The following is a 21,907-nucleotide window of genomic DNA, read 5'->3' on the forward strand; positions in this document are numbered from 1 at the left end:
GGAGCCCGGGGGCCGCTGAGGCCCCCGCGGCACCCCGCGCGCCCCGTCGTGACCGCCCCCGGGCGGCTGCGACGGGGCGCGCGACCACCGCCGGACGGGCGAACCCGGCCGACACGCCCGGCGCCCGGTGCGTGGCGGGCTGACACCGGGCCCGCCGTGGTGTGCAATGGACCGATGGGCGGTCGGCCGTGGCCGGTCCGCCCGGGAGCGCAGTGACTCGCGACCGACCGGTCGCACCGAGGGAAGGGGACGCACGTGGCTCGCATCGGGGACGGCGCGGACCTTCTCAAGTGCTCGTTCTGCGGGAAGTCGCAGAAGCAGGTGAAGAAGCTCATCGCGGGTCCGGGCGTCTACATCTGCGACGAGTGCATCGAGCTCTGCAACGAGATCATGGAGGAGGAGCGGGCGGAGGCCACCGAGATCGGGATGGTCGAGCTGCCCAAGCCGAAGGAGATCTTCGGGTTCCTCGAGCAGTACATCGTCGGCCAGGAGCCCGCCAAGCGGTCGCTCGCGGTGGCGGTCTACAACCACTACAAGCGGATCCAGGCGGGCGAGGCGACCCCGTCGGTCGGCACCGCGCAGGCCGAGGACTCGGTCGAGATCGCGAAGTCGAACATCCTGCTGATCGGCCCCACCGGCTGCGGCAAGACGTACCTCGCCCAGACCCTCGCCCGGATGCTCAACGTCCCGTTCGCGATCGCGGACGCCACGGCCCTCACGGAGGCGGGCTACGTGGGCGAGGACGTCGAGAACATCCTGCTCAAGCTCATCCAGGCCGCCGACTTCGACGTGAAGAAGGCCGAGACCGGGATCATCTACATCGACGAGATCGACAAGATCGCCCGCAAGAGCGAGAACCCGTCGATCACGCGCGACGTCTCCGGCGAGGGCGTGCAGCAGGCCCTGCTCAAGATCATCGAGGGCACGACGGCCTCGGTGCCCCCGCAGGGCGGCCGCAAGCACCCGCACCAGGAGTTCATCCAGATCGACACGACGAACGTGCTGTTCATCGTGGCCGGCGCGTTCGCCGGGCTGGACGAGATCATCACCAGCCGCTCGGGCCGCAAGGGCATCGGGTTCGGCGCCCCGCTGCACAGCGCGGACGACAAGGACGTCTACGGCGACGTCATGCCGGAGGACCTGCTGAAGTTCGGGCTGATCCCCGAGTTCATCGGCCGCGTCCCGGTCATCACCACCGTCTCGCCGCTGGACCAGTCGGCGCTCGTCCGGATCCTCACCGAGCCGCGCAACGCCCTGGTCAAGCAGTACCAGCGGATGTTCGAGATCGACGGCGTCGAGCTCGAGTTCACGCAGGACGCCGTCGAGGCGATCGCCGACCAGGCGCTGCTCCGGGGCACCGGCGCGCGCGGCCTGCGGGCGATCATGGAGGAGGTCCTCCAGCAGGTGATGTTCGAGGTGCCGAGCCGCGACGACGTGGAGCGCGTCGTCGTGAACCGCGGCGTGGTCCTGGAGAACGTCAACCCGACGCTCGTCCCGCGGCAGGCGCCCGCCAAGCGCACGCCCCGCGAGAAGAGCGCCTGAGCGGTCCCGCCCGCCCCCTACGATCGAGGGCGTGACGACTCCCAGCACCCCGGCCGGCACCCCCGCGCTCCCGCCCGAGCTCGCCCGCCTGCGCGGCAGCATCGACAACATCGACGCGGCCCTGATCCACCTGCTCGCGGAGCGGTTCAAGGCGACCCAGCAGGTCGGCGTGCTGAAGGCCCGCCTGGGCCTGCCCGCGTCCGACCCGGGCCGCGAGGCGCGCCAGGTCGCGCGGCTGCGGGACCTCGCGCACCAGGCCGACCTCGACCCGGTGTTCGCCGAGAAGTTCCTCGCGTTCATCGTCGAGGAGGTCATCCGGCACCACGAGGAGATCGCGGCGGGCCCGGACGGCCAGCGCGCCCCGGTGACCGCCTCGGACGACCCGGTCACCGACTGACCGCCGCGGCCCACGAGGCGCCCGGCCGGGAACTCGCCGCCCTCCGGGGTGGCGCCGCGCGACCGGCTGTCAGAGGGTGGGAGGGGTCAGGACCGGTCGGTCGGTGCGGCCCGGACGACGCTGCGCCGGCACGACCCACGCAACCGGACCCTCGGAGGTCGCTCGTGGAACTGCACTGGCTCAAGCCCCTGCTCGGACGTCCCGCCCCGTTCATCACGATCCATCTCGACGCCACGCGCGCCGACGCGTCGGGCGACGAGGAGGTCGAGGGCCGCTGGCGCGCCCTGCGCAAGGAGCTCGAGCGCTCGGGGGCGGCCACCGCCGTGCTGGACGAGATCGAGGAGCGGGTCACGCGGCCCACCGGCGTCGCCGGCCCGCACGGGCGGGTGGTCATCGCGGACGCCGACGGCGTCGTCGTGGACCGCGTGCTCAAGGAGGCGCCGGCGCAGTCGACCGCGCACCTGGACGACGTGCCGGTGCTGCTGCCGGCGGTGCGCGCCGCGGACCAGGCCACCCGGTTCCTGCTGGTCGAGGTCGACCGGCAGGGCGCGGACCTCACCTGGTCGGACGGCTCGGGCCTGCGCACCGCGCAGAAGGAGTCCGTCGAGGGCGACCACGACGAGCTCCGCAAGGTCAAGGAGAGCGGCGACGGCTGGAAGGCCCGGCGGGTGCAGATGCGCGCCGAGGACTCCTGGGAGCGCAACGCGGAGACCGTCGCCGCCGAGCTCGACAAGCAGGTCGTCGAGAAGAAGCCCGAGATCGTGCTCGTCACCGGGGACGTGCGCGCCGTGTCGCTGCTCTGCCACGCGGTCGCGCCGCGGACCAAGGACCTCCTGGTCGAGGTCCCGGGCGGCTCCCGGGCCGACGGCGTCAAGCAGGACGTGTTCCACCAGCGGGTGGCGGAGGCGCTCGAGGCGTTCCGGCAGCGCCGGCGCGAGGAGACGCTGGCGCGCTACCGCGAGGAGCTCGGCCGCGGGGGAGCGGCGGTGACCTCCGTCGACGACGTGGTGACCGTGCTGCAGCGCGGCCAGGTCCGCGCGCTGGTCCTGCACGAGGACGTCACGCTGCCGGGCTCGGCGCTCGGCGACCGGCAGCTGTGGGTCGGCCCGGACCCGCTGCAGATCGCGTCCAGCGAGGACGACCTCGCCGGCATCGGCGTCACCGAGGGCGCCCGGAGGATGCCCGCCGACGTGGCGCTGCTGCGCGCCGCGCTCGGGCAGGACGCCGGGCTCGCCATCGCGCTCGACGGGCAGGTCGAGGCGGTCGACGGGGTGGGCGCGGTGCTGCGCTACACGGACGGGTCGACGCCCAGCGAGGCGGTGCCGACGCAGTCGGCCGACCAGCGCCGGCTGCACGACGTGGTCTGATCCGCGAGGCCCTCGCTCGGTGGAAGGTTCTGACCGGCGCGCGCACGGCGTGTCGGTCAGAACCTTCCACTGTCAGCGCGCGGGGGTGCGGTCAGTGCTCCCGGGTGTCGACGTAGAGCTCCTCGACGTCGGCCGCGAAGTCCTTGAGCACCAGCGCGCGCTTCACCTTGAGCGAGGGGGTCAGGTAGCCGTTCGCCTCGGTGAAGTCGCCGTCGAGCACCCGCACCTTGCGGATCGACTCCGCGCGGGACACGGCCTCGTTCGCGCGGGCGGCGGCGCGGTCCAGGGCCGCGAGCACCTCGGGGTGCTTCCCGGCGGCGCGGACGTCCATCGGCGGCAGGCCGTGCATGGACAGCCAGCCGGGGAGCATGTCGGCGTCGAGGGTGACCAGCGCGCCGATGAACGGGCGGCCGTCGCCGACGACGACGACCTGGCTGACCAGCGGGTGGCCGCGGAACCGGTCCTCCAGCACGGCCGGCGCGACGTTCTTGCCGCCCGCGGTGACGATGAGCTCCTTGGCGCGGCCGGTGAGCCGCAGGTAGCCGTCGTCGTCCAGGGTGCCGATGTCGCCGGTCGCGAACCAGCCGTCGGCGTCCAGCACCTCGGCGGTCGCCGCGGCGTTGTCGTGGTAGCCGCGGAACACGTGCGGGCCCTTGGCGAACACGTTGCCGTCGTCGTCGACCCGCAGCGAGGTGCCCGGGTACGCCGGGCCGACGGTGCCGATCTTGATGAGGCCGGGGCGGTTCACGGCGGACGGCGCGGTGGTCTCGGTCAGGCCGTAGCCCTCGAGCACCACGAGGCCCAGCCCGCGGTAGTAGTGGCCCAGGCGCTCGCCCAGCGGGGCGCCGCCGGAGATCGCGTACCGGAGCGAGCCGCCCATCGCGTCGCGGAGCTTGCGGAGCACCAGCGAGGAGGCGAGGGCGTGCGCGGCCTTGAGCTGCGCGGACGGGCCGGACGCCGTGTCGAGGGCGCGGGAGTAGGTGATCGACACCTTCGCGGCCCAGCGGAACAGCTTGAGCTTCGCGCCGTGGCCGGCCTTCTGCTCGGCGGAGTTGTAGACCTTCTCGAACACCCGCGGCACGGCGAGGATGTACGTGGGCCGGAACGACGCGAAGTCCGCGAGCAGGTTCCGGGTGTCGGGGGTGTGGCCCAGCGGGGAGCCCGCCTCGATCGCGACCATCTGGATGAACCGCGCGAACACGTGCGCGAGCGGCATGAACAGCAGCGTCCGGGAGCCCGGGGTCGCGCACACCTCGGCCAGCGCCGCGACGCCGTTGCGGGCGTTGTCGACGAAGTTCCCGTGGCTCAGCTCGACGCCCTTGGGCCGGCCGGTCGTGCCGGAGGTGTAGATGATCGTCGCGAGGTCCGCGGCGGTGGCCAGGGACCGGCGGCGCTCGATCTCCGCGTCCTCGACGCCCGCGCCGTCGGCGACCAGGCCGGCGAGCCCGCCCTCGTCGATCACCACGACCTCGCGGACCGCGGGGACCGCCTCGCGCACCTGGCCGACGACCGCGGCGTGCGCGGCGGTCTCGACGACCACGAGCGAGGCGCCGGAGTTCGACAGGATCCACTCGACCTGCTCGGCCGAGGACGTCTCGTAGACCGGCACACCGACGCCGCCGGCGAACCACACCGCGAAGTCGGTGAGCGTCCACTCGTAGCGGGTGCGGGACATGATCGCGACGCGGTCGCCCGGCTCGAGCCCCTGCGCGACCAGGCCCTTGGCGAGCGCGGTCACCTCGCGGACGAACTCGGCGACCGTCACCGGCGCCCAGGAGCCGCCGAGTCCGGTCGAGCGCTCGAAGATCACGCTCGACGCGCCGCGCGCCAGGCGCCGCAGCAGCAGGCCGGGCACGTTGAGCGCGGGGTCGTGCGGGGCGGGCGTGTCGGCGCTGAACTCGCGCATCGGTGCTCCTGGTGCGGGGGTCGGGGGGCCGGGGCCGCACCGCGCTGACGAGCGGCGTCGACCGTTCGCGCCATGCTATCGGCCGCCTGCGCACCCACCCGGGACCCGGGACGACAAGACCGGGCCGCCGGGATCGTGGGATCCCGACGACCCGGTCGGGGTCGTGCGCGGCGCGGGCCGTCAGGCCACGTCGGTGTGCGTCGGGTCGAGCACCCGCTGCAGGAACGTCCGCGTGCGCGCCTCCCGCGGCGCCCCGATGACCTGGTCCGCGGGGCCGTCCTCGACGATGACGCCGCCGTCCATGAACACCACGCGGTCGCCGACGTCGCGCGCGAACGCCATCTCGTGCGTCACCACGATCATCGTCATGCCGCCGTCGGCCAGGTCCCGCATGACGCCGAGGACGTCGCCGACGAGCTCCGGGTCGAGGGCCGAGGTCGGCTCGTCGAACAGCATGAGCTGCGGGTCCATCGACAGCGCCCGGGCGATCGCGACCCGCTGCTGCTGCCCGCCGGACAGCTGCGCCGGGTGCGCGTCCGCGCGGTCCGCCAGGCCGACGCGCTCGAGGTTGGCGCGGGCGATCCGGTCCGCCTCCGCCGCGGAGCGCTTGAGCACGCCCCGCTGGGCCATCGTGCAGTTCTCCAGCACGGTCTTGTGCGCGAACAGGTTGAACTGCTGGAACACCATGCCGACGTGGGTCCGGACCTGGTCGATGTCGACGTCCGGGTCGGTCACGTCGACGCCGAGCACCTCGACGGCGCCGCCGGTCGGCTCCTCCAGCAGGTTCACGCAGCGCAGCAGCGTCGACTTGCCGGAGCCGGACGGGCCGATGACGCAGACCACCTCGCCGGCGTGCACGTCGAGGTCGATGCCGGTGAGCACCTCGCGCTCGCCGAACGACTTGCGCAGTCCGGCGATCCGGACGACGGGCGCGCCGGGGGTCCCGGCGGGGGAGGTGGCGGTCATGTGCGGCTCCTCGCGCCGGTGCGCTTCTCGAGGTACCGCGCGAGCTGGCCCAGGGGGAGCGTGATGAGCAGGTAGCAGGCGCCGATGAGGAACAGCGGCGTCAGGCCGCCCTGGGCGCTGTTGAGCGCGTCGCGGCCGATCTTGGTGAGGTCGTACTGGCTGACGGCCAGACCGAGCAGGAACACCAGCGAGGTGTCCTTGGTCAGCAGGATGAGCTCGTTCGTCATCGGCGGCAGCACGATCCGGAACGCCTGCGGCACGACGACCTGGCGCAGCGTGCGCCCGTGCGACATGCCGAGCGACCGCGCCGCCTCGACCTGCCCCTTCGGGACGGCCTGCAGGCCCGCGCGCAGCGTCTCCGCGATGTACGCGGCGGACACCAGGCCGAGCGCGAGCGCGGCCTTCGTCGTGACCGACGGGATGTTCACGCCGAACGCGATCGGCACCGCGTAGCCGAACGAGATCACGACCAGCAGCGCGGGGATGCCGCGGAAGAACTCGATGTAGACGATCGCGATCCACCGGTACAGCGCGACCGACGACATCCGCATGAGCGCCAGGGCCGTGCCGAGCGACAGCCCGACCGCGAACCCGGCCGCCGTGTAGGTGATCGTGTTGAGGAACGCCCGCGGCAGCTGCGGGGCGATCGCCGCGATCGCGTCGGTGTTGAAGAAGTTGGTGCCGACGTTCTGCCAGTCGATCGCGAGCGCGACCGCCACCAGGACGACCACGAGCAGCGCGTACTGGGCGAGCCGGAAGACCCGCGCGCGCCGGCGCGGGCTCCACCGGCGCCGGGACGCAGGCAGCGTCCCGGGCGCCGGCGTGGACGTGGTCGTCACGTCAGCCGTCCGACGGGCTCGGCGACGCCGAGGCGGTCTCCGAGCTCATCGGCGCGGTGCCGATGTACTGGGTGTAGAGGTCGTCGTAGGTGCCGTCCTCGCGGATCCGCTCCAGGGTCGCGTTGATCTGGTCGAGCAGCGCGGTGTTGCCCTGCTTCACGCCGAGGCCGTACTGCTCGCCGGTCGAGAAGTTCGCGCTGACCTCGAAGCCCTCGGAGACGTACGGGCCGAGCACCGCGATGTCGTTGACGACCGCGTCGACCTGGCCGGTCTTGAGCGCCTGGATCTGCAGGCCGAGGTCCTCGAACTGCACGGTCTGCAGGCCGTTGTCGGTGGCCCAGGTCTCGCCGGTCGTCGCCTGCTGCACGCCGATCGTCCTGCCCTCGAGCGCCTCGACGCTGTCGAGGTCCGAGCCCTCCGGGACCAGCAGGCCCTGGTCGGCGTCGAAGTACGGGTCGGAGAAGTCGATCTTCTGCTGGCGCTCCGGGGTGATGGTGATGCCCGAGGCGACGACGTCGCAGTTGTTCGTGTTGAGGTCCGCGCCGGACTGGATGCCCTCGAACGGGGTCACCTTGGTGGTGAGGGTGACGCCCAGGTCGGTGGCGACCTCGTTGACGATCGCGATGTCGAGGCCGACGACCTCGCCGTCCTCCTCGTACTCGAACGGCTCGTAGGGCGGGTTCGTGCAGACGGTGAGGGTGCCGTCGGTGACGAGCTGGACCCCGCCGTCGGACGAGGCGGCGTCGTCGCCGCTGCCGCCGCAGGAGGCGAGCAGCAGCGCCGCCGCGACGGCGGCGGGCAGGGCGGCGAGGGTGCGGGTGCGCATGGGTGACTCCTGGTGGGGGAAGACCGGCCGCAAGACTATACATTCGCGACGATACGTATGCATAACCAGTCCCGGTGGGGACGAGGGTCCCAGACTGCCACGCCGGCGCGCACCCGCACGGCGGCCCCAGACGCCACGAGGGCGCACCCCCCCGCGCGGGGGGGGGGTGCGCCCTCGTCGTGCGCGCGCCGTCAGGCCGTGGGCTTCTGCTTCGGCTCCGGCGGGAGCAGCTCGGCGTCCCGGGCCACGACCGTCGCGTCCGGGGCGTCCGGCACCTCGACGACGTCCAGCTCGCCCGTGGCCCGGCCCGCGGCGCGGACGTCGCCCAGCGCCACCTGCACGCCGGCGAGCAGCGCCGCCGGCACCTCGAGTCGGGCCCGCAGGATCTCGGTGCGCATCGACACCTTCGCCTCGGACTTGAGCTTGCGCAGCGCGGCCAGGGCCGAGCCCGCCGCGGCCACCACGGCGTAGTCGCCGTCGCCCGCGGCGGCCCGCAGCGGCTCCGCGTCCGGCCACGGCGCGCGGTGCACCGAGCCCTCGCGCCACCAGGACCAGACCTCCTCGGTCGCGAACGGCAGCACCGGGGCGAACAGCCGCAGGAGCACGTCGAGCGCGAGGTTCAGCGCGGCGCGCGCCGACGCCGTCTCGGCCGTGACGTCCGCGTCGGCCGCACCGGCGCCGTACGCCCGGTCCTTGACCAGCTCGAGGTAGTCGTCGCAGAACGTCCAGAAGAACGTCTCGGTCAGCTCGAGGGCGCGGGTGTGGTCGTACGCCTCGAGCGCCGCCGTCGCGCGGTCCACCACGTCGGCCAGGCCGGCGAGCATCGCGCGGTCCAGCGGCACGGTGACCAGGGCCGGGTCGAGCGCCGCGGCGCCCTGCTCGGCGGAGCCGAACCCGAGCGCGAACTTCGACGCGTTGAGCACCTTGATCGCCAGGCGGCGGCCGATCTTCATCTGGCCGACCTCGAACGCCGCGTCGGTGCCGAGTCGGGCCGAGGCCGCCCAGTAGCGGACCGCGTCGGAGCCGTGCTCCTCGAGCAGGCCCATCGGCGTGACGACGTTGCCCTTGGACTTCGACATCTTCTTGCGGTCGGGGTCCAGGATCCAGCCGGAGATCGCCGCGTCCTTCCACGGCAGGCTGCCGTGCTCCAGGTGCGAGCGGACGACCGTCGAGAACAGCCAGGTGCGGATGATGTCCTGCCCCTGGGGGCGCAGGTCCATCGGGAACACCCGCGCGAACAGGTCGGGGTCGGTGCGCCAGCCGCCCGCGATCTGCGGGGACAGCGACGACGTCGCCCAGGTGTCCATGATGTCGGGGTCGCCCACGAAGCCGCCCGGGACGCCGCGCTGCTCGGCCGTGTAGCCGGCGGGCACGTCGGACGACGGGTCGATGGGGAGCTGGTCCTCGGTGGGGAGGATCGGGTGGTCGTGGTCGACCTCGCCCTCGGCCGACACGGGGTACCAGACGGGGAACGGCACGCCGAAGAACCGCTGGCGGGACACGAGCCAGTCGCCGTTCAGGCCGCCGACCCAGTTCTCGTAGCGGACCCGCATGAAGTCGGGGTGGAAGCCGAGCTCGGTGCCGCGGGCGAGGAGCTGCGCCCGCAGGTCCTCGTCGCGGCCGCCGTTGCGGATGTACCACTGGCGCGAGGTGACGATCTCGAGCGGCTTGTCGCCCTTCTCGAAGAAGTTCGCCTTGCGCTGGGTCGCCTGCGGCTCGCCGTCCAGGTCGCCCGACTCGCGCAGGCCGGCCACGACCGCCTCGCGCGCCGAGAACGTGGTCTTGCCGGCGAGCTCGCCGTAGAGGGCGCGGCCGGCCCCGTCGGTGATCCAGTCCGGGGTGTCCCGGACCAGGCGGCCGTCGCGGCCGATCACCGAGCGGGTCGGCAGCTGCAGCTCGCGCCACCACTGCACGTCGGTCAGGTCGCCGAAGGTGCAGCACATCGCGATGCCCGCGCCCTTGTCCGGCTCGGCGGCCGGGTGCGCCAGCACGGGGACCTCGACGCCGAACAGCGGGCTGGTGACCGTCGTGCCGAACAGGTGCTGGTAGCGCTCGTCGTCGGGGTGCGCGATGAGCGCGACCACGGCCGGCAGCAGCTCCGGGCGGGTGGTCTCGATGTACACCGGGTCGGCGCCGTCGCGGTGGAACGCGACCTTGTGGAACGCGCCCGGGTAGTCGCGGGCCTCGAGCTCGGCCTGCGCCACGGCGGTCTGGAACGTCACGTCCCACAGGCCCGGCGCCTCGGCCTGGTACGCCTCGCCGCGGGCGAGGTTGCGCAGGAACGCCTGCTGGGCGACGGCGCGGGCCTCGCCGGAGATCGTCTGGTACGTCCGCGACCAGTCGACCGACAGGCCGAGCCGGCGCCACAGCGCCTCGAACTGCTGCTCGTCCTCGACGGTCAGCCGCTCGCAGAGCTCGACGAAGTTCCGACGGCTGATCGGCACCTGGTCGGCGGCCTTGACGCTCTTGCCCTCGCCGCCGACGTGCGGCGGCTCGAAGCCCTCGTCGTACGGCAGCGACGGGTCGCAGCGCACGCCGAAGTAGTTCTGCACGCGGCGCTCGGTCGGCAGGCCGTTGTCGTCCCAGCCCATCGGGTAGAACACCTCGGCCCCGCGCATGCGGCGGTACCGGGCGACGACGTCGGTGTGCGTGTAGGAGAACACGTGGCCCACGTGCAGCGAGCCGGAGACGGTGGGCGGCGGGGTGTCGATGGAGTACACCTGCTCGCGGGTCTTCGACCGGTCGAACGCGTACGTGCCCTGCTCGGTCCACGCGCCGTCCCAGCGGTCCTCGACGCCGTCGAGCGACACCCGGTCCGGTACCTCGCGCACCGCGCGTACGGCCGCGGCGGCGGTCGTCGGGGGTGCGGCGGGCGTGGCGGCGGGGGACAGGTCGGTCATGGTCACCCATCTTCCCAGATGTCGGGGGTTCCCCCGACGCGTCCGGGTGTGGCCGGGACGCGAACGCCGGGCGACGCGCCGGTGAACGGTGGCGGGCCGCCGCGACCCGCCCGGGGACCCTGTGTCACAGTGCCGGTCGGCCGCCCGGACGTGGTGCGGCCGACGGGCGGGAGGAACACGTGGGCGAACCGGACGGGCTGCTGCGGTCGGGGCTGGCGCCTGCGCCGCGGACCCTGGCGGACGTGCTGGCGGCGACGGTCGCGGCGCACGGCGACGCCCCGGCGGTCGACGACGGCAGCACGGTGCTGACGTACGCGAAGCTGGACGCGGTGGTGCGGGCCGCCGCGGCGGCGCTGGTGGCCGAGGGGATCGGGCCCGGGTCGCGGGTCGGCGTGCGGGTGCCGTCCGGCACCGCCGAGCTGTACACGGCGATCCTCGCGGTGCTGGCCGCGGGCGCGGCGTACGTGCCGGTGGACGTCGACGACCCCGACGAGCGGGCGCGCACCGTGTTCGCCGAGGCCGCGGTCGACCGGGTGCTCGCCGAGGGCGACCTGCGCGCGCTGGTGGCCGCGGGGCGGCGGCGCGGGGCACGTGCGGGTGCGGGTGCGGTCGTGCGCGGCCCCGGGCTCGGCGACGACGCCTGGATCATCTTCACCTCCGGGTCGACCGGCGCCCCGAAGGGCGTGGCCGTCACGCACCGGTCGGCGGCCGCGTTCGTCGACGCCGAGGCGCGGCTGTTCCTGGCCGACGCGCCGCTCGGGCCCGGGGACCGGGTGCTCGCGGGGCTGTCCGTGGCGTTCGACGCGTCCTGCGAGGAGATGTGGCTGGCCTGGGCGCACGGCGCCTGCCTGGTGCCCGCGCCGCGCGCGCTGGTCCGCACCGGGATGGACCTCGGCCCGTGGCTGGTCGCGCAGGGGATCACGGTCATCTCGACGGTGCCGACCCTCGCCGGGCTGTGGCGGCCCGAGGAGCTGGCCGGCGTGCGGCTGCTGATCTTCGGCGGCGAGGCGTGCCCGCCCGAGCTCGCGGCGCGGCTGGCCACCCCGGCGCGGGAGGTGTGGAACACCTACGGGCCGACCGAGGCGACGGTCGTGGCGTGCGCGGCGCGGCTGACCGGCGAGGGGCCGGTGCGGATCGGGCTGGCGCTGGACGGCTGGGACCTCGCGGTCGTCGGCGAGGACGGCACCCCGGTCGCCGAGGGCGAGACGGGCGAGCTGCTCATCGGCGGGGTCGGCCTGGCGCGGTACCTCGACCCCGTCAAGGACGCCTCGATGTACGCGCCCGCGCCGGGCCTGGGCTGGGAGCGGGCGTACCGCAGCGGCGACGTCGTCCGGCTCGACCGCGCCGGGCTGCTGTTCGTCGGGCGGGCGGACGACCAGGTCAAGATCGGCGGGCGGCGGATCGAGCTCGGCGAGGTCGAGGCGGCCCTGGGCGCGCTCCCGGACGTCGCGGGCGCCGCCGTCGCCGTGCGCCGGACCCCGGCGGGGACCGCGGTGCTCGCCGGGTACCTCGTGCCGGCCGAGGGGGTGACGCTCGACCTCGGCGACGCGCGGGCCCGGCTCCGGGAGGTGCTGCCCGCGGCGCTGGTGCCGCTGCTCGCGGTGGTCGACGCGCTGCCGACCCGCGGGTCGGGCAAGGTCGACCGGGACGCGCTGCCGTGGCCGCTGCCGGGGGCCGGGGCGGGGTCGCCCGGCGGCGCAGGGGCAGGCGACCCCGGGGCCGCGCCCGTGGGGCTGTCGCCGACCGCCGCCTGGGTCGCCGAGCGGTGGACGGCCGCGCTCGGCGCGCCGGTGTCGGGGCCCGACGACGACTTCTTCGCGGCCGGCGGCGGCAGCCTGGTCGCCGCGCAGCTGGTCTCCGCGCTGCGCGAGCGGTTCGGCACCGTGACCGTCGCCGACGTCTACGAGTACCCCCGGCTCGCGGACCTCGCCCGCCGGCTGGACGAGCTCGAGCCCGCGGCGCCGGCCTCGGAGCGGGTCGTGGTGCCGACGCCGGCGCGGGCGCAGGCCGTCCAGGCCCTGCTGGGCGTGCCGCTCGCGGCGCTCGTCGGGCTGCGCTGGCTGACCTGGCTCCTGGCGGCCGAGCAGCTGCTCGCCGTCACCGGGGCGGTGCCCTGGCTGGAGCCGGTGCCCGGGTCCTGGTGGTGGCTCGCCCTGGGCTGGCTCGTGCTCATCAGCCCGCTGGGCCGGATGGGCTCGACCGTCCTGGTCGCGCGGACGCTGCTGCGCGGGATGCGGCCCGGGCGGTACCCGCGCGGCGGGTCGGTGCACCTGCGGCTGTGGTTCGCCGAGAGCTGGGCCGCCGCCGCGGGCGCCGAGAACCTGTCCTGCGCGCCGTGGACCGCCGTGTACGCGCGGGCGCTGGGCGCGAAGGTCGGCGCCGACGTCGACCTGCACACCGCCCCGCCGGTCACCGGCCTGCTCACGCTCGGCGACCGGTGCGCCGTCGAGCCCGAGGTCGACCTGCGCGGGCACTGGCTGGACGGCGACGTGCTGCACGTCGGGCGGGTGCGGATCGACAAGCGCGCGACCGTCGGCACCCGGAGCACGCTCGCCCCGGGCGTCCGCATCGGGCAGGGCGCGCAGGTCGCCGCCGGCTCCGCGGTGCTGTCCGGCGTCGCGCCGGGCGAGCTGTGGGCGGGGTCGCCGGCGGCGTTCGTCGGTCCGGCCGCCGAGTCGTGGCCCGCGGGCCGGGCGCCGCGCGGGCGCCGGTGGGTCGGCGTGTACGGGGCCACGGCCGCGGCGCTCGCGGCGCTGCCGGTCGTCGCCGCGACGGTCGGTCTCCTGGTGGTCGCCGCGGGCGTGCGCGACGCGGGGTCGTGGGGCGGGGCGTGGTACGACGCGCTGCGGGCCGTGCCGCTCGCGGCGCTGGCGTCGTTCGCGGTGCTCGCGCTGGTGACGCTCGGGGGCGTCCGGCTGCTCGGGATCGGGGTCGCCGAGGGCCACCACCCGGTGCGCAGCCGGGTCGGCTGGCAGGTCTGGGCCACCCAGCGGCTGATGGACGACGCCCGCAGCACGCTGTACCCGCTGTACGCGAGCACCCTGACGCCGCTGTGGCTGCGGGCGCTCGGCGCGCGGGTCGGCCGGGACGTCGAGGCGTCGACCGTGCTCATGCTGCCGGCGCTCACCTCGGTCGGCGCCGGGTCGTTCCTCGCCGACGACACCCTGATCGGCTCCTACGAGCTCGGCCGCGGCTGGCTGCGCGTCGAGCGGGCGAAGGTCGGCAAGTACGCCTTCCTCGGCAACTCCGGGATGATCGCGCCCGGCCGGGCGGTGCCCAAGCGCGGGCTCGTCGCGGTGCTGTCGGGCGCGCCGGAGCGGGCCAAGCCCGGCACGTCGTGGCTCGGCTCCCCGCCCGAGCCGCTGCGCCGGACGCCGGGCGACGCCGACACCTCCCGCACGTTCGACCCGCCGGTGCGGCTTCGGGTCGCCCGGGCGCTCGTCGAGGCGTGCCGGCTGCTCGCGGTGGTCGTGGCGTTCGGCATCGGCGTCGCGGTGCTGCTCGTGCTCGGCGAGGTGGCGCACGCGCGCGGCCTGGGCGCGGCGGCGCTGCTGTCCCCGGTGGTCGTCGTGGGCGCCGCGGTCCTGGCGTGCGCCGTGGCCGTCGTCGCGAAGTGGGCGCTGGTCGGCCGGATCCGGGCCGGGGAGCACCCGCTGTGGAGCGGGTTCATCTGGCGCAACGAGCTCGCTGACGCCTTCCTCGAGGTCGTCGCGGTGCCGTGGCTGGGCCCGGCGACGGTCGGCTCGCCGGCGATGAACCTGTGGCTGCGGGCGCTCGGCTCCCGGATCGGCCGCGGGGTCTGGTGCGAGACGTACTGGCTGCCCGAGGCCGACCTCGTGACCCTCGGCGACGGGGCGACGGTGAACCGCGGGTGCGTGCTCCAGACGCATCTGTTCCATGATCGGGTGATGAGCATCGACACCGTCCGCCTGGACGACGGCGCGAGCGTCGGCCCGCACGGCGTGGTCCTGCCCGCCGCGAGCCTCGGCGCGGGCGCCTCCGTGGGCCCCGCGTCGCTCGTGCTGCGCGGCGAGTCCATCCCGGCGGGCAGCCGCTGGACCGGCAACCCGGTCGCGCCGGTGACGGCGTGACGGGGGGTCCGTGGGGTCCGGGGGCCGGCCGGGCGACGGCCGCGGCGGAGGGCGCCGACCCGTACCTGCCCGACCGCGGCCCCGGCGGGCTCGACGTCGCCCGCTACGAGCTCGACCTGGACTACCGCGTCGCCACCAACCGGCTCGACGCGCGCGCCGTCGTGCACGCCACCGCCGCGGCCGACCTCGACCGGCTGGCCCTCGACCTGGTGGGGCTGCAGGTGTCCCGGGTCCTGGTCGACGGGCGCCGCCCCGGGCGGTTCGCCGTGCGCGACGGGCGCCTCGAGGTCCGGCTCGCGCGGCCCGTCGCCGCCGGCGCGCCGGTCACCGTCGAGGTGCACTACGGCGGCAGCCCCGGTCCCCGCCGCGGCCCCTGGGGCGAGGTCGGCTGGGAGGAGCTGACCGACGGCGTCATCGTCGCCGGCCAGCCCGACGGCGCGCCGTCCTGGTTCCCGTGCGACGACCGGCCGTGCGCCAAGGCGGCGTTCCGGATCGCCGTCACCACCGAGGTCGGCTACGAGGTCGTCTGCAACGGCTCTCTCGTCTCGCGCCGCCAGCGGTCGAGCCGGGTCCGCTGGGAGTTCGAGCAGCGCGAGCCCACCGCGCCCTACCTCGCGACCGTGCAGATCGGGCGGTACGAGCGGACCGCGCTCGCCGGCGGTCCCGTCCCGCAGGACGTCGTCGCCCCGCCGCGGCTGCGGGCCGCTCAGGCGCACGACTTCGCCCGGCAGCCCGAGATGATGGCGCTGTTCGTCGACCGGTTCGGGCCGTACCCGTTCGACCGGTACGACGTCGTCGTCACCGACGACCCGCTGGAGATCCCGCTCGAGGCGCACGGCCTGTCGGTGTTCGGCGCCAACCACGTCGACGGCCGCCGCGGGACCGAGCGGCTGGTCGCGCACGAGCTCGCGCACCAGTGGTTCGGCAACAGCCTCACCGCCGCGACCTGGCGGGACATCTGGCTGCACGAGGGGTTCGCCGCGTACGCGGAGTGGCTGTGGGAGGAGGAGTCCGGCGGGCGGTCCGCCGACGCGCAGGCCCGCACCGTCCGGCAGCGGCTCGCCGGGCTGCCGCAGGACCTGGTGATCGGCGACCCCGGCCCCGACCTCATGTTCGACGACCGGCTGTACAAGCGCGGCGCCCTCACGCTGCACGCCCTGCGGACCGACCTCGGCGACGGGGCGTTCTTCGACGTGCTGCGGGCGTGGACGACCCGGCACCGGCACGCCACGGTGACGACGGCGGCCTTCGCGGCGTGCGTCGCGGACGTGGCAGGGGTGGACCCGGGCGCGCTGCTGGGCGCGTGGGTGGGCGCGGCGCCGCTCCCGGCGCTGCCGCGGGGGCGCTGACGCGCCCCCGGACGCCGAGGTCGAGCGTTCGCCCGCGACGCGCCCGCTGAACCGCTCGACCTCGGCGAAAACGCTCGACCTCGGCGGTGATGCGCCCGTCAGGGTAGGGGGAAGGTGCGGTCGTCGAGCGCCGGGGGGGCGCTCGGCGACACGGGCAGCAGCGCGGCGAGCGCGGCGACGTGGTCGGCCCCGACGTCGAGGTCCGTGAGCCACCAGCGGGTGCCGGGCGCGGGCGCGAGGGCCGCGCCAGCGGCCGGGTCCACGACCCGCACGCCCGGCCGGCCGGCCGCGTCGGACACCCGCAGCGCCCGCGGGTCGACCGCCAGGCCCGTGCCCGCGGCCTTGAGCACCGCCTCGGTGCGCGCCCAGGTGCGCAGCAGCCCGTGCGGCCCGGCGGCGGGCGGCTCCCCGGGCGCGAGCACGACGCGCGCGAGGTCGTCGCCACCCTGGGCGTGCACGCTCGCACCGTCCCGCGGGCCACCCTCGGTCCGGCGCACGGGCTCGACGTCCACCCCGACCGGCCCGGCGTCACTCAGCGCCACGACGACCAGGTCGCCCCCGCGGCTCAGCGAGACGTGCGGCACCGGCCCGCCGTCCGCGCGGTCCGCGACCGGGACCCCGTGCGCCGCCGACCCGCAGCGGGGGCAGCGGCGCCGGACCCGGACCGCGTCCGGCGCCACCCCGCACGCCTCCGCGACGGCGCGGCGCGCGAGCAGCAGCACCGAGGCGACGGCGTCCCGGTCGGCGGGCGCGGCGCGGTCGAGGCGCGCGCGCTCGTCGGGGGTCAGCCGTTGGCGCAGCACCACCGAGGGGACGACGCCGGCGCGGCGCACGCGGATCAGGGGCACGGCGCCATCCTCCCGCGATCGGGGCCGCGATCGTCCTCCTGGTGCGTACGCGGTGCACCCGCGGGCGGAGCGGGAGTTCGTCCTGGTGGTGCGTACGCGGTGTACCCACGGGCCGAGGGGGAGTCGGTGCCGGTGCTGCGTCCGCGGTGTACCCGGGTGCAGCACCGACCCGGGCCCCGCCCGGCCCGGGCCGGACCCGCGAGGTGTCAGGCGGCGACGGCCTCGCGCGCCGGCTCGGCAGCCTCGTCCGCGGGGGACCGGTGCGTGAAGCGGTGGAACGTCGCACGGGTGCCGCCCTCGCTGCGCCGTGCCAGCGCCAGGCCGACGACGACCGCGCCGAGCAGCGGCCCGACGCCGCACGCGACCATGCCGGCGCGGGCGCCCAGGTGCTCGCACACCCAGCCGATCAGCGTCCCGGACACGGCCTGCGCGCCGAGCAGCACCAGCACGTACAGCGCCATGACGCGGCCGCGGACGTGCGGGGCGACCGTCGTCTGCACGAGCGTGTTCGAGCCCGTGAGGTACAGCAGCGTGACGACGCCCATCGCGATGAGCACCGTGATGAACACCGGCCGGGAGGGGGCAGCGGCGGCGAGCAGCTGGAGCAGGCCGATCGCGCCGGCGAGCAGCACCAGGTGCGTGATCCGGCTGCCGCGCCGGCGGGTCGACAGCAGCGCCCCGGTCAGCGCGCCGACCGCGAGCATCGAGGTGAGCAGCGCGTAGCCGCCGGCGTCGGTGCGGAACACCTGGTCGGTGTACGCGGCGAGCACGGTCGCCATGTTGACGCCGGTGACCGCGACGAACCCGACGAGCACCACCGACCACAGGATCCGCGGGCTGCGGCGGACGTACGCGAGGCCCTCGCGCAGCTGGCCCTTGGCGCGCGCCACGACCGGCGTCGCGGTGAGCTCGGCGGTCCGCATGACCGCGAGGAGCGCGACGGCGGCCAGGCAGGCCACCGCGTTGAGCAGGAACGTCCAGCCCTCGCCGACGGCGCTGATCAGGCCGCCGGCGACCGCGGGGCCCACCAGGCCGCCGAGCTGGAACACCGCGGAGTTCACGCTGATCGCCTGGCGGAGGTGCTGCGGGCCGGCCACCTCGTGCACGAACGCCTGCCGCGCCGGGTTGTCGAACACCGTGGCGAGCCCGCTGACGAACGCGGCGACCAGGACGTGCCACGCCTGGACGTGCCCGCTGATCGCGAGCACGCCGATCGCGAGCGTCGAGAGCCCGAAGATCGACTGGGTCACCATGAGGACCCGTCGGCGGGGGAACCGGTCCGCGACGACGCCGCCGACGAGCCCGAGCAGCAGCATCGGGACGAACTGCAGCGTGACCGTGAGGCCGACGAGGGCGGCCGAGCCGGTGAGGCTGAGCACGAGCCAGTCCTGGGCGACGCGGGCGGCCCAGCCGCTCGTGTTGGTCAGGACCTGGGAGAAGACGTAGAGCCGGAAGTTGCGGACGCCGAGCGCGGCGAGCGTCGCGTTCCGCGGCTTCGGGGCGGCGGGCGCCGGGGAGGCGGCGGCGGCCGCGGCGTCGGCGGGGGTGTCGGCCACCGGCCGGGGGCGGCGGTGCAGCGCGAGGCGCGGGCCGTGCAGCGTGCGGCTCAGGCGGCTCGGGGCGGCGGTGGCGGTGCGGCGGGTGCGGGTCGGGGACGGGGCGTGGCGGCGAGCCGAGGGCACAGGTGTTCCTTGCTGAGGCGATGCGGTGAGGTGTCGGTGCGGAACTCAGGTCCGTGACGAGTCGTGTCCCTCTAGGCTACGGCGCCCGGCGCGATTTCTTGAGGTGATGGCGGCAATCACTGTGATCATGTTCTGTAATGATGTGGTGGAGGCGCCGCAGGTCAGCGGCCTGCCGCCCGAGCCGGAGGACCGTCGTGTTTGACCCCGACCAGCTGCGCACTTTCCTCGCCGTTTCCGAGACGTTGAACTTCACGCGCGCCGCGGCCCGGCTGTCCCTGTCGCAGCCCACGGTCAGCCAGCACGTGCGCAAGCTCGAGGACGCCGCCGGGCGCCGCCTCCTGGACCGGGACACCCGCGGCGTGCAGCTCACCGACGACGGCCAGGCGATGGCGACGTTCGCCCGGACGATCCTCGCGGCGCACGACGAGGCGACCCGGTACTTCACGGGCTCGGCGATGCACGGGCGGCTGCGGTTCGGCGCGGCGGACGACCTCGCCCTCGCGCAGCTCCCGCGGGTGCTCCGCGACTTCCGCCGCCTGCACCCGCGGATCAACCTGGAGCTGACCGTCGCGCAGAGCGGCGCGCTGCACCGGCGGCTGCGGGCGGGCCAGCTCGACCTCGTCTACATCAAGGAGGCGACCGGCCAGGCCGAGGGGCAGCTGGTCCGACGGGACCGGCTCGTGTGGGTCGCGGTGCCGGGCACGGCGGTCGACGCCGAGGCGCCGGTGCCGCTCATCACCTACCAGGGCGCGTCGCTCACCCGGCAGGCCGCCGTCCGGGCCCTCACCGAGGCCGGCCGGCCGTGGCGCACGACGTGCAAGGTGATCGAGGTCAACGGCGTGCTCGCCGCGCTCCGGGCCGGGCTGGGCATCGCCGTGCTGCCCCAGAGCCTGCTGCCGGAGGACCTGGTGCAGCTGCCGGCCGCTGCGCTCGGGCTGCCGGACCTCGGGGACGTGGACATCACGCTGGTGGCCAACCCGCAGTCGCCGCGCGAGCCGATCGACGCGCTGACCTCGGCGATCCTGGGGCAGGCGCCGCGCTGACGTCAGCCGGGGTCGCCGATGCGCTCCAGGGCGTCGACGACCAGGTCCCAGAACCGGTCCCGGTCTAGCTCGAGCGCGATCGCCGTCGGGCAGTCGTCGGGTGCAGGGGCGCGCAGGTCGACGACCGTCATCCCGGTGGTCAGCTCGCCCGCCAGCTCCACGTCCACGGGCGCCCGCCGGACCGTCATCACCGCCGGGTCGATCACGTAGGCCACGGCGCACGGGTCGTGCACCGGCGGCGCGTCGAACCCCATCGTGTCCCGGTACGACGCGGTGAAGAACGCGAGCAGCTCCTCGACGAACCGGGCGGGAGCGGTGCCGACGTCCGCGATCCGGCGCACGACCTCCGGAGTGGCGAGCGCCTGGTGCGTCAGGTCGAGCCCGACGACCACGACGTCCCACCCGGCGCGCAGCACCACCCGCGCCGCCTCCGGGTCCTCGCGGATGTTGAACTCCGCCACCGGCGACCAGTTCCCCGTCCGGTACGCGCCGCCCATCAGCACCACCTGCCGCACCCGGTCGACGATGCGGGGCTCCCGCAGCACGGCCAGCGCGATGTTGGTGAGCGGCCCGGTCGGGACGAGCGTCACGGTGCCGGGCTCCCGGCTCATCACCGTCTCGACGATCAGGTCGACCGCGTGCCGCGGGTCGAGCGCCTGCGCGGGCTCCGGGAGCACGGGCCCGTCGAGGCCCGACTCGCCGTGGATGCTCGCGGCGTGGTCCCGGACCCGGACGATCGGGCGGTCTGCGCCCGCGGCGACCGGGACGCCCGTCAGGCCGGCCACCCGGGCGACGGCGAGCGCGTTGCGGGTGACCTTGTCGAGGTCCTGGTTGCCCGCGACGGTCGTGACGGCGAGCAGCTCGACCTCCGGGCTGCCGTGCGCGAGCAGCAGGGCCACCGCGTCGTCGTGGCCGGGGTCGCAGTCGAGGATGATCGGGCGGGGCATCGGTGCTCCTCACGTCGGCCGGGGGAGCGTCGCAGCGCCCGGCGGCGCGGGTCAAGAGCGACGCGTCGCGCGGCCGGAATGTCTCCGTAACACCCGCTGGTTAGGCTCGACGGTGGGACGCGCGTCCGCGCGGCCCGGGCACGAGGGAGAGCGTTCGTGGCACAGGGTGTGGTGGCCGAGGGCCTGCAGGTCGGGTACGCGGCGATGCTGGAGCAGTTCCATCCGACCGAGGCGGTCGAGCTGTCGGCGTACGCGGAGTCCCAGGGGTTCCTCGGCACGATGGCGGCCGACCACTACCAGCCGTGGGTCCCGCAGCAGGGGCAGTCGGCGTTCGTGTGGAACGTGCTGGCCGCGCTCGGCGAGCGCACCACCGGCGACATGGGCCCCGGGGTGACCGCGCCGACGTTCCGCTGGCACCCGGCGATGGTCGCGCAGGCGTCGGCGACGCTCGCCGCGATGTACCCGGGCCGGCACTGGCTCGGCCTGGGGTCCGGCGAGGCGCTGAACGAGCACATCACGGCCCAGTACTGGCCCGAGGCGCCCGAGCGCATCAACCGGATGTTCGAGGCCATCGACATCATCAAGAAGCTGTTCACGGCCTCGTCGGCGGGCAAGGACGTCAAGCACGCCGGGCAGTTCTACAAGCTCGAGTCGACCCGGCTGTGGACCATGCCCGAGGTCGCCCCGGAGATCCTCGTCGCCACCGCCGGCCCCGTCACGGCCAAGCGCGCGGGGAAGCACGCGGACGGCCTCATCACCGTCGGCGCCCCGCTGGAGAAGATCAGCGGCCTGTTCGGGAAGTTCGACGAGGGCGTCCGCGAGTCGGGCCGGAACCCGGAGGACCTGCCGAAGGTGCTCCAGCTGCACCTGTCCTGGGCGGACACCGACGAGCAGGCGCTCGAGAACGCGATGGTCGAGTGGCCCAACGGCGGCATGAAGTTCCCGAAGGGCGACATCCGCTCGCCGTTCGACTTCGCGCAGATGGCCAAGCTCGTCCGCCCGGAGGACTTCGAGGGCCGCATGGTCATCTCGGCCGACCCCGACGTGCACCGCGCCGAGATCCAGAAGTACGTCGACCTCGGCTTCGACCGCATCTACCTGCACAACGTCGGCCGCAACCAGCGCGAGTGGATCGACGTGTTCGGCCGCGACGTGCTGCCGAAGCTGGTGCGCTGACGGTGACCGACGCCGGCGCCGGCCCGGT

Annotated in this window: 15 protein-coding genes; 7 read left to right on the forward strand and 8 right to left on the reverse strand. The window is 75.0% G+C overall.

What is annotated here, in order from left to right:
• Nucleotides 1-255: 255 nt before the first annotated feature.
• From clpX to AC3WUG_RS03970, 3 genes are all read left to right on the forward strand, one after another.
• On the forward strand, nucleotides 256-1,542 hold the full coding sequence (gene clpX / locus AC3WUG_RS03960) for an ATP-dependent Clp protease ATP-binding subunit ClpX (protein WP_147796220.1): 1,287 nt from the start codon (nucleotides 256-258) through the stop codon (nucleotides 1,540-1,542).
• Between the two features lie 31 nt (nucleotides 1,543-1,573).
• Nucleotides 1,574-1,939 (forward strand): chorismate mutase, encoded by a 366-nt coding sequence (locus AC3WUG_RS03965; RefSeq protein WP_492326456.1) that lies wholly within the window; start codon nucleotides 1,574-1,576, stop codon nucleotides 1,937-1,939.
• Nucleotides 1,940-2,103: 164 nt separating this feature from the next.
• On the forward strand, nucleotides 2,104-3,306 hold the full coding sequence (locus AC3WUG_RS03970) for a baeRF2 domain-containing protein (protein WP_492326457.1): 1,203 nt from the start codon (nucleotides 2,104-2,106) through the stop codon (nucleotides 3,304-3,306).
• Between the two features lie 91 nt (nucleotides 3,307-3,397).
• On the opposite strand, the gene AC3WUG_RS03975 is transcribed toward AC3WUG_RS03970, so the two are convergent.
• From AC3WUG_RS03975 to valS, 5 genes are all read right to left on the reverse strand, one after another.
• Nucleotides 3,398-5,212, reverse strand: coding sequence for an AMP-dependent synthetase/ligase (locus tag AC3WUG_RS03975; protein ID WP_492326458.1), 1,815 nt, complete (start codon nucleotides 5,210-5,212; stop codon nucleotides 3,398-3,400).
• A 180-nt stretch (nucleotides 5,213-5,392) separates the two neighbouring features.
• On the reverse strand, nucleotides 5,393-6,178 hold the full coding sequence (locus AC3WUG_RS03980; RefSeq protein WP_492326459.1) for an amino acid ABC transporter ATP-binding protein: 786 nt from the start codon (nucleotides 6,176-6,178) through the stop codon (nucleotides 5,393-5,395).
• Nucleotides 6,175-7,017, reverse strand: a complete 843-nt coding sequence (locus AC3WUG_RS03985) for an amino acid ABC transporter permease (protein WP_492326460.1) — start codon at nucleotides 7,015-7,017, stop codon at nucleotides 6,175-6,177. The genes AC3WUG_RS03980 and AC3WUG_RS03985 overlap by 4 nt, the downstream gene beginning before the upstream one ends.
• Before the next feature lies 1 nt (nucleotide 7,018).
• Nucleotides 7,019-7,843 (reverse strand): transporter substrate-binding domain-containing protein, encoded by an 825-nt coding sequence (locus tag AC3WUG_RS03990; protein WP_492326461.1) that lies wholly within the window; start codon nucleotides 7,841-7,843, stop codon nucleotides 7,019-7,021.
• Nucleotides 7,844-8,034: 191 nt separating this feature from the next.
• Nucleotides 8,035-10,743: a valine--tRNA ligase gene (gene valS / locus AC3WUG_RS03995; RefSeq protein WP_492326462.1), complete on the reverse strand. Its 2,709-nt coding sequence runs from the start codon at nucleotides 10,741-10,743 to the stop codon at nucleotides 8,035-8,037.
• A 179-nt stretch (nucleotides 10,744-10,922) separates the two neighbouring features.
• Here valS and AC3WUG_RS04000 point away from each other — a divergent pair, with 179 nt between their 5' ends.
• Both AC3WUG_RS04000 and AC3WUG_RS04005 read left to right on the forward strand, forming a co-directional pair.
• A complete protein-coding gene (locus tag AC3WUG_RS04000; RefSeq protein WP_492326463.1) occupies nucleotides 10,923-14,834 on the forward strand; it encodes a Pls/PosA family non-ribosomal peptide synthetase in 3,912 nt (1,303 codons plus the stop codon).
• Nucleotides 14,831-16,183 (forward strand): M1 family metallopeptidase, encoded by a 1,353-nt coding sequence (locus tag AC3WUG_RS04005; RefSeq protein ID WP_492326464.1) that lies wholly within the window; start codon nucleotides 14,831-14,833, stop codon nucleotides 16,181-16,183. Before AC3WUG_RS04000 ends, AC3WUG_RS04005 begins: the two co-directional genes overlap by 4 nt.
• Before the next feature lie 98 nt (nucleotides 16,184-16,281).
• On the opposite strand, the gene AC3WUG_RS04010 is transcribed toward AC3WUG_RS04005, so the two are convergent.
• Together AC3WUG_RS04010 and AC3WUG_RS04015 are read right to left on the reverse strand one after the other, a co-directional pair.
• Nucleotides 16,282-17,031 (reverse strand): 4'-phosphopantetheinyl transferase family protein, encoded by a 750-nt coding sequence (locus AC3WUG_RS04010; RefSeq protein ID WP_492326465.1) that lies wholly within the window; start codon nucleotides 17,029-17,031, stop codon nucleotides 16,282-16,284.
• A 206-nt stretch (nucleotides 17,032-17,237) separates the two neighbouring features.
• Nucleotides 17,238-18,713 (reverse strand): MFS transporter, encoded by a 1,476-nt coding sequence (locus tag AC3WUG_RS04015; protein WP_492326466.1) that lies wholly within the window; start codon nucleotides 18,711-18,713, stop codon nucleotides 17,238-17,240.
• Between the two features lie 194 nt (nucleotides 18,714-18,907).
• Between AC3WUG_RS04015 and AC3WUG_RS04020 the strand changes: the two genes are divergently transcribed.
• Nucleotides 18,908-19,756: a LysR family transcriptional regulator gene (locus AC3WUG_RS04020; protein WP_492326467.1), complete on the forward strand. Its 849-nt coding sequence runs from the start codon at nucleotides 18,908-18,910 to the stop codon at nucleotides 19,754-19,756.
• Between the two features lie 2 nt (nucleotides 19,757-19,758).
• On the opposite strand, the gene uriH is transcribed toward AC3WUG_RS04020, so the two are convergent.
• Nucleotides 19,759-20,703: a uridine-preferring nucleoside hydrolase UriH gene (gene uriH / locus AC3WUG_RS04025; RefSeq protein WP_492326468.1), complete on the reverse strand. Its 945-nt coding sequence runs from the start codon at nucleotides 20,701-20,703 to the stop codon at nucleotides 19,759-19,761.
• 204 nt (nucleotides 20,704-20,907) lie between these two features.
• On the opposite strand from uriH, the gene AC3WUG_RS04030 reads away from it, so the two are divergent.
• Nucleotides 20,908-21,879, forward strand: coding sequence for a TIGR03557 family F420-dependent LLM class oxidoreductase (locus AC3WUG_RS04030; RefSeq protein WP_492326484.1), 972 nt, complete (start codon nucleotides 20,908-20,910; stop codon nucleotides 21,877-21,879).
• The last annotated feature ends 28 nt before the right edge of the window (nucleotides 21,880-21,907 follow it).

The organism is Cellulomonas sp. EB106-03-03-XG116 (assembly GCF_058792015.1).

Bases quoted from the DNA above. Each gene is read 5' to 3' on its own strand.
- AC3WUG_RS03990 (WP_492326461.1), bottom strand. From the start codon at position 7,843: ATGCGCACCCGCACCCTCGCCGCCCTGCCCGCCGCCGTCGCGGCGGCG.
- AC3WUG_RS03975 (WP_492326458.1), bottom strand. From the start codon at position 5,212: ATGCGCGAGTTCAGCGCCGACACGCCCGCCCCGCACGACCCCGCGCTC.
- AC3WUG_RS03980 (WP_492326459.1), bottom strand. From the start codon at position 6,178: ATGACCGCCACCTCCCCCGCCGGGACCCCCGGCGCGCCCGTCGTCCGG.
- uriH (WP_492326468.1), bottom strand. From the start codon at position 20,703: ATGCCCCGCCCGATCATCCTCGACTGCGACCCCGGCCACGACGACGCG.
- valS (WP_492326462.1), bottom strand. From the start codon at position 10,743: ATGACCGACCTGTCCCCCGCCGCCACGCCCGCCGCACCCCCGACGACC.
- AC3WUG_RS04030 (WP_492326484.1), top strand. From the start codon at position 20,908: ATGCTGGAGCAGTTCCATCCGACCGAGGCGGTCGAGCTGTCGGCGTAC.